The sequence below is a fragment of the Bradyrhizobium sp. UFLA05-153 genome (assembly GCF_054185185.1).
Genome location: NZ_JBBIAM010000119.1, coordinates 21,781 through 27,780, shown reverse-complemented (window position 1 = coordinate 27,780; position 6,000 = coordinate 21,781). Strand labels below are relative to the sequence as shown.

The 6,000-nt window shown below is 58.4% G+C and carries 6 protein-coding genes and 1 pseudogene; 4 read left to right on the top strand and 3 right to left on the bottom strand.

The window, feature by feature from the left end:
* Positions 1-258: 258 nt before the first annotated feature.
* From Q2941_RS41515 to Q2941_RS41505, 3 genes are all read left to right on the top strand, one after another.
* The gene (locus Q2941_RS41515; RefSeq protein WP_458196130.1) at positions 259-651 is read left to right on the top strand and encodes a cupin domain-containing protein; all 393 of its coding nucleotides are present in this window, start codon (positions 259-261) and stop codon (positions 649-651) included.
* Between the two features lie 468 nt (positions 652-1,119).
* A complete protein-coding gene (locus Q2941_RS41510; protein ID WP_458196129.1) occupies positions 1,120-1,248 on the top strand; it encodes a hypothetical protein in 129 nt (42 codons plus the stop codon).
* A gap of 78 nt (positions 1,249-1,326) precedes the next feature.
* Positions 1,327-1,770, top strand: coding sequence for a CBS domain-containing protein (locus tag Q2941_RS41505; RefSeq protein ID WP_458196128.1), 444 nt, complete (start codon positions 1,327-1,329; stop codon positions 1,768-1,770).
* Positions 1,771-1,976: 206 nt separating this feature from the next.
* On the opposite strand, the gene Q2941_RS41500 is transcribed toward Q2941_RS41505, so the two are convergent.
* Positions 1,977-2,234 (bottom strand): DNA/RNA helicase domain-containing protein, encoded by a 258-nt coding sequence (locus tag Q2941_RS41500; RefSeq protein WP_458196127.1) that lies wholly within the window; start codon positions 2,232-2,234, stop codon positions 1,977-1,979.
* A gap of 718 nt (positions 2,235-2,952) precedes the next feature.
* Here Q2941_RS41500 and Q2941_RS41495 point away from each other — a divergent pair.
* On the top strand, positions 2,953-3,222 hold the full coding sequence (locus Q2941_RS41495; protein ID WP_458196132.1) for a C1 domain-containing protein: 270 nt from the start codon (positions 2,953-2,955) through the stop codon (positions 3,220-3,222).
* Between the two features lie 273 nt (positions 3,223-3,495).
* Here Q2941_RS41495 and Q2941_RS41490 read toward each other — a convergent pair.
* Both Q2941_RS41490 and Q2941_RS41485 read right to left on the bottom strand, forming a co-directional pair.
* Positions 3,496-3,651: pseudogene (locus Q2941_RS41490) on the bottom strand (DUF444 family protein); the annotation flags it as partial.
* A gap of 19 nt (positions 3,652-3,670) precedes the next feature.
* Complete coding sequence (locus Q2941_RS41485) at positions 3,671-5,614, bottom strand: PrkA family serine protein kinase (RefSeq protein ID WP_458196126.1); 1,944 nt, start codon at positions 5,612-5,614, stop codon at positions 3,671-3,673.
* Positions 5,615-6,000 lie beyond the last annotated feature (386 nt).

The window sequence follows — 6,000 nt, the reverse complement described above, 5'->3', positions numbered from 1 at the left end:
CGGGATCAGGCCGCTGATCGCCGCGATCGCGGCCTGAGGCCGGCCCAGTTTTGGCTTCAAGACTGACGGCCCTATAAGGCTGTTTTTACACGGCCAAGACCCCTAGCGGACATATTCCTCCGGACACCTTTGAAAGATTTTGCTCAAGCCGCCCGCATGCTAATCTTTGGTTGCGCTTCGCCTGAGTATCCAGTGTAGTTTGCAACCAAGGCCCTAAGGATTGGCCTAAGGGGCCGAAACGCCCAAAAGAGAACAGCGATGACAAAGATCGACAGAAGATCAGCGCTATCACTCGGGTTTGCAACGGCTGCCGCGTTCGCGGCGGGAACACCAGCTTCCGCGCAAACTTTACCCGAAGGCGTCAGCATCCAACCCTGGGGTAAACGCGAGTCGATGATCCCAGGCTATAAAACCGTCTCAATGCGCGATGTGGTTTACCGGCCAGGCGCAAAGACTTCCAACCCTTCCATGCCCAATGACATGGTCTGCCACGTACCGGAGGGCGAACTCCGGGTGAAGCAAATCGGTGGCATGGAATTTGTTGCGAAGAAAGGTGATGTTTGGACGTGCAAAAAAGGCATCGGCGAAGACCTAGAAAATGTCGGCTCAACGGTCGCCATCATGCGTATCATCGACTTAATACCGGCATGAATAAACGTCGCATCCCGAGTCAGGGGTTGAGGTTTGCGCGATACGGAGAAGGATTGCGGCAAGCCGGGTTGCCCGAATGATCATCGCAGCCGGTGTTCGCCGGTGGCGACGAGGTGATCGAGCAGAGCGGCGACATCCGCTCATGGCCCCTCGCGTCATTTCGCGTGCGCGCAATAATCAGGTCGCTTCAAGGTAGGAGCGGACATCAATTGGCAGGCAGGACCGCCTGGCTCGGTCGAGAATGACCCCGAGCAGACCTCTCATGGACGCCAATCCATTTTGGGGCATATGTGATCATGGCGCCTTCTGTCAGCACCGACGACGGAGGCAGAAACGTTGCGGGCGAATACCTTGTCGCCGAACCGCTTAATTACTTCCATTTCGCCGAGGCGCCCGACTGGGGTTTACGGGTTGGTGTTACAGCCCGCCCCCGAAACAAGACCTGCTGCCTCGGTGAGGGAAATAGACGTGGCACGTCCATCGAAACGGACGGGCAGCGGCTTCGAGCTGGAAATGGTGAAGGTGCTACAGGCGATGTCGCCGGCGAAGCCTGCCACCGATCCCGACAGCGGGATTTTCACCGCCTCGATGGCGTAGCCCGGCGCGGTGCTGACAAGGCAAGATATTTCGACTAACCTTCAAGGCGGCAGGAACAGGCCCCACCACAGGAGATCGATGAGCACTGTAAGAAACGCTCTGACCCAGAAGAGTGGCGCCCTGATCCATGTTCGTTCCGGCGACATGGTCGTCGAAGCCTTGCGACAGATGCGCGACTACCGGGTCCGGTCGGTGCTGGTCATCGACGACAACGTGCTGGTCGGTATCGTGACCCAGGGTGACTGCGCCATCAAAGTGCTGCTGCCCGGGCTCGATGCGAAGCAGACGCCGGTCGGCCAAGTGATGACGGGCAACCCGGTGACGGTCAAGCCGGACGATCGGCTGGAAGGCTGCATGGCAATGATGGCTGCGCGCGGTTTTCGCCATCTGCCAGTGCTAGACGCGGGCAAGGTCGTGGGCGTGATCTCGGTCGGAGACGTCGTCAAGAACATCATCCGGGATTTGGAGCACAACGTGGACGACCTGATGGGCTATATCATGAAGGACGGCCCCGGGGGCTGACAGACGAACCTCGCCGCCATCGCCCACTTCACAGTCATCGGACGCCACCGCTTTGTTAAGGGACCTTGGCGCGAAATGACCGCTTGTGGCCCTTCGGCGACCTCGTGCCTACGGTGAATGTCCGCTTTGCGCTAGGACCACCCATTCGCGTATGAGATGTTATGGAAGAAGTCGGCCAGCGACCGACTTGAACGGTATGCGTTACCTCAAATCGAGGCCAAACCACATCTTGAAAGGAAAGCGGCCGTTCCATCGTAAAACGAAGGCGGTCGCGTAGCATCCATCACATCACCCGCCGGGATGTAGATCACCATGCCCTGACGGGCGCGCGTTAGCAGCACGCGGTAGGCATTGGTTCGGTAGGCCTTGCGGCTCTCATCATTGACGTTCTGCCACCGCGTGCCCGAGAAGCGATAGGATTGCCACCTGCCATCGATCGATCGGAAATCGGCGTCCCAACACACTCCTACCCAGTCGGGCTCGAGGCCCTGAATATCAAACTCGGTGGCGGGTGTTTTCGTCGTTCAATGAGCCGTCCAACCCGATACCTGCAGAGATCACCGAGCTCACTGGCATTACCGACGAGATGGTTTTGGGTCATCGGATCGACCCTGATGCGGTTTCGGCGTTTGCCTCCGAGGCCGTCGTAGTTATAGACCACAATGCGAGCTTCGATCGCAAATTCGTTGAACGCTATTGGCCAATATTTGAGCGGAAGGCATGGGATTGTTCCGCAACGGAAGTCGAATAGCGTCGGCACGGATTCGATGGCTCCCGGCTCGGTTATCTGCTCGACGGAGCCGGCCTCTTCCATCAGGCCCATCGCGCGATTGACGACTGTCGCGCCCTCATCGAGATTCTATCCAAGGATGTTCCCAAACTAGGCCGGCCGGCATTTGCCCTTCTGCTCGAACGAGCACGGCGAAAAACTGCCCGCGTGTGGGCCGAACAATCCCCCTTTGAGCTAAAGGATGTGCTCAAGAAGCGCGGGTATCGATGGAGCGACGGCGCGGATGGAAGGCCTCGCTCCTGGTACATTGATGTCGACGAGGCTGAGCATTTGGCGGAAATCGATTTCCTACGCAAGAACATCTATCTGCGAGATGTTGATCCAGGAATACAGTTTATGAGCGCGGTTAATCGGTTTTCAAATCGAATTTAGGCCCTCAAAGGTTAGCGACGGTGAAGCTGCTCTACTGCTGGCGCTGCCAGATGGAAATTCCGATGCTCGACGAGCAAGAAAGCGCTTACGTGTTGGAAAACGGGCAGGATCGGCCACGCATCTTAAGAAGGTATTTTGAGATCACCGGCTTCGACGAAACTAACGCGAATGCTGTGTGGCATCACCCGATCAATCTATACGGCCCTCCTTGCGTCTCCTGCGGAAAGCCTCTCCCGACACCACAAGCCCGGCTCTGCGCCGCATGCGGCGCCGAGGTGGTGCGCGCCTGAATAGCGGAAAGCCGTCGTGTAGTCTCTCGAACGCGAGGAGGGGTAATTGTCATTCGGCATGCAAAATTGGCTCTGACTCACTTTTGATGCAGTTTGGGGGATGTCTGGCGTTTTAATTGGCGGAGAATCAGCGCCATGCAGCAAGCACTCCAGCGCTCCAGTCTGGTGCCGCGTGGGTTTGTTGTGGAGAGTGCGTACTACGAAGACGATAAGGCCGTTGTTGTGGTCCGGGCGTCCGGAAGTGTTGGTCTGTGTCCGTCGTGCGGAACGGTTTGAGACCTCGCCACCCTCCAGGACATCCTTGATGTCACGGCCCTCGCAGGTCTTCTTGACGGCACCCTGAACCAGCGCCTTGGCGCGACGCAGGAAACGCTGGCGGTTCTCCAGGCTCTTGCTGCCCGGATTCAGACGCCAATCGACAATGAACATCGCCACTGTTGTAGCCGCCTCACCCGGCCCGTTTCACGCGCATGTACCAATCGACGAGCCGCCGGACCTGCCGTTCGGTATAGCCGTGCTGCACCATCCGAGCGACGAAATCGTCGTGTTTCTTTCCGGTCTCGCTGTCCTTCTTCGTGCCGAACGAAATCACCGGCAACAGGTCCTCGACCTGCGAAAATATCCGCTTTTCCATCACTTCGCGGATTTTTTCGTATGAGGTCCAGGACGGATTCTTGCCCCCGTTACGAATGCGCGACCGCAGCGAGAACTTCACCACCTCGTTACGGAAATCCTTGGGATTGGTGATGCCCGCGGGCTTCTCGATTTTGGTCAGTTCCTGGTTGAGCAACTCGCGGTTGAGCATCTGACCGGTGTCGGGGTCCTTGAAGTCCTGGTCCTCGATCCAGGCATCTGCATAGTCGACGTAACGGTCGAACAGGTTCTGGCCGTAATCGGAATAGGATTCAAGATACGCCTTCTGGATCTCGTTGGCGATGAACTCCGCATAGCGCGGCACGAGCTCGGCCTTGATGAATTCGAGATAACGCTTCTCGACCTCCTCAGACAACTGCTCGCGCCGAATCGCGTGCTCGAGCACATACATCAGATGGACGGGATCGGCACCAATCTCGGCGGTGTCGTGGTTGAAGGTTGCCGCCAGCACCTTGAAGGCAAAGCGGGTCGAGGCGCCGTCCATGCCTTCGTCGATGCCGGCCGCATCCTTGTATTCCTGGACGCTTCGCGCCTTGGCGTCGCTCTCTTTAAGACTTTCGCCGTCATAGACCCGCATCTTGGCAAACAGCGTCGAGTTCTCGTGCTTGCGCAGGCGCGACATTACCGAGAAGCGGGCGAGCGTCTCCAGCGTCGCCGGCGCGCAGGGCGCGGCCGCAAGCTCGGAGCCGGAGATCAGCTTCTCGTAGATCTTCTGCTCCTCGGCCACGCGCAGGCAGTACGGGACCTTGATGACACAGACGCGGTCGATGAACGCCTCGTTTTTCTTGTTGGCCTTGAAGCCCTGCCATTCCGCCTCATTCGAGTGCGCCAGGATGATGCCGCCGAAGGGAATCGCGCCGATATTTTCGGTGCCGATGTAATTGCCTTCCTGCGTCGCCGTTAACAGCGGATGCAGCATCTTGATCGGCGCCTTGAACATCTCGACGAATTCGAGAATGCCCTGATTGGCGCGATTGAGCCCGCCCGAGTAGCTGTAGGCGTCTGGGTCGTTCTGGGCGTAGGTCTCAAGCTTGCGGATATCGACCTTGCCGACCAGCGAAGAGATATCCTGGTTGTTCTCGTCGCCCGGCTCCGTCTTGGCTACCGCGATCTGCCGCAGCCGTGAGGGCTGAATCCTTGCCACGCGGAACTGCGAGATGTCACCGCCGACAGCCTCGAGCCGCTTGTAGCACCACGGGCTCATCAACCCGTTGAGGCGGCGGCGAGGAATGCCATACTTCTCCTCGATCATCGGTCCGAGGTTTTCGGGATCGAACAGGCCGAGCGGGGACTCGAACACCGGACTGAGCTCGTCGCCGGCTTTAAGCACATAGATCGGGTGAACTTCCATCAGCGACTTCAACCGCTCGGCGAGCGATGACTTGCCGCCGCCAACGGGACCCAGCAGATAGAGGATCTGCTTGCGCTCCTCGAGCCCCTGCGCCGCATGGCGGAAGAAACCAACGATACGCTCGATCGTGTCTTCCATGCCATGGAAGCCGGCGAAGGCCGGATAGCTGCGTATTGTCCGATTGGAAAAGATGCGGCCAAGGCGACGGTCCTTGGCCGTGTCGATCATCTGAGGTTCACCGATCGCAGCTAGTAATCGCTCGGCCGCATTAGCGTATCGCATCGGATCTGTTCGACACGATTCCAGATATTCCGCCATCGACAGGTCGGTCTGACTTCGAGCCTCGAAGGACCGAGCGACAGCGTTGAACAGCGAATCGCTATACATGATCCCCTCCAAGGTATGATCCGCCGCACTGGTGAACCGAGTCGGGTTACCGCTCGGTACCGGCCTTAGTCAGTTCATCTGATCGTGCAGTCGGGCCCTCCCATTCCAACATGTTTCTAAATTGGCTATTCGCGAACAGGATATCAAGGCGGCCGGTCGCAACATGGGAAGACTGCGTTGGTCCAGCTTACTTCGCACCACCGGGCTCCAATCCCGTGGGAACGTTGGCATCTGCGCCCTCATGCGATGCGGTTGCGGGATCAATTCCGCAGGGAGGGCCGGGGGTATTCGGTTTCGTGTCGGCCCTGGAATCTCGGTATCATTGGAAGCGTCTGACAGATCTCTGCCTCAGCAGTCGGCCGACTCCAGTAGCGGGCCCGGTCACG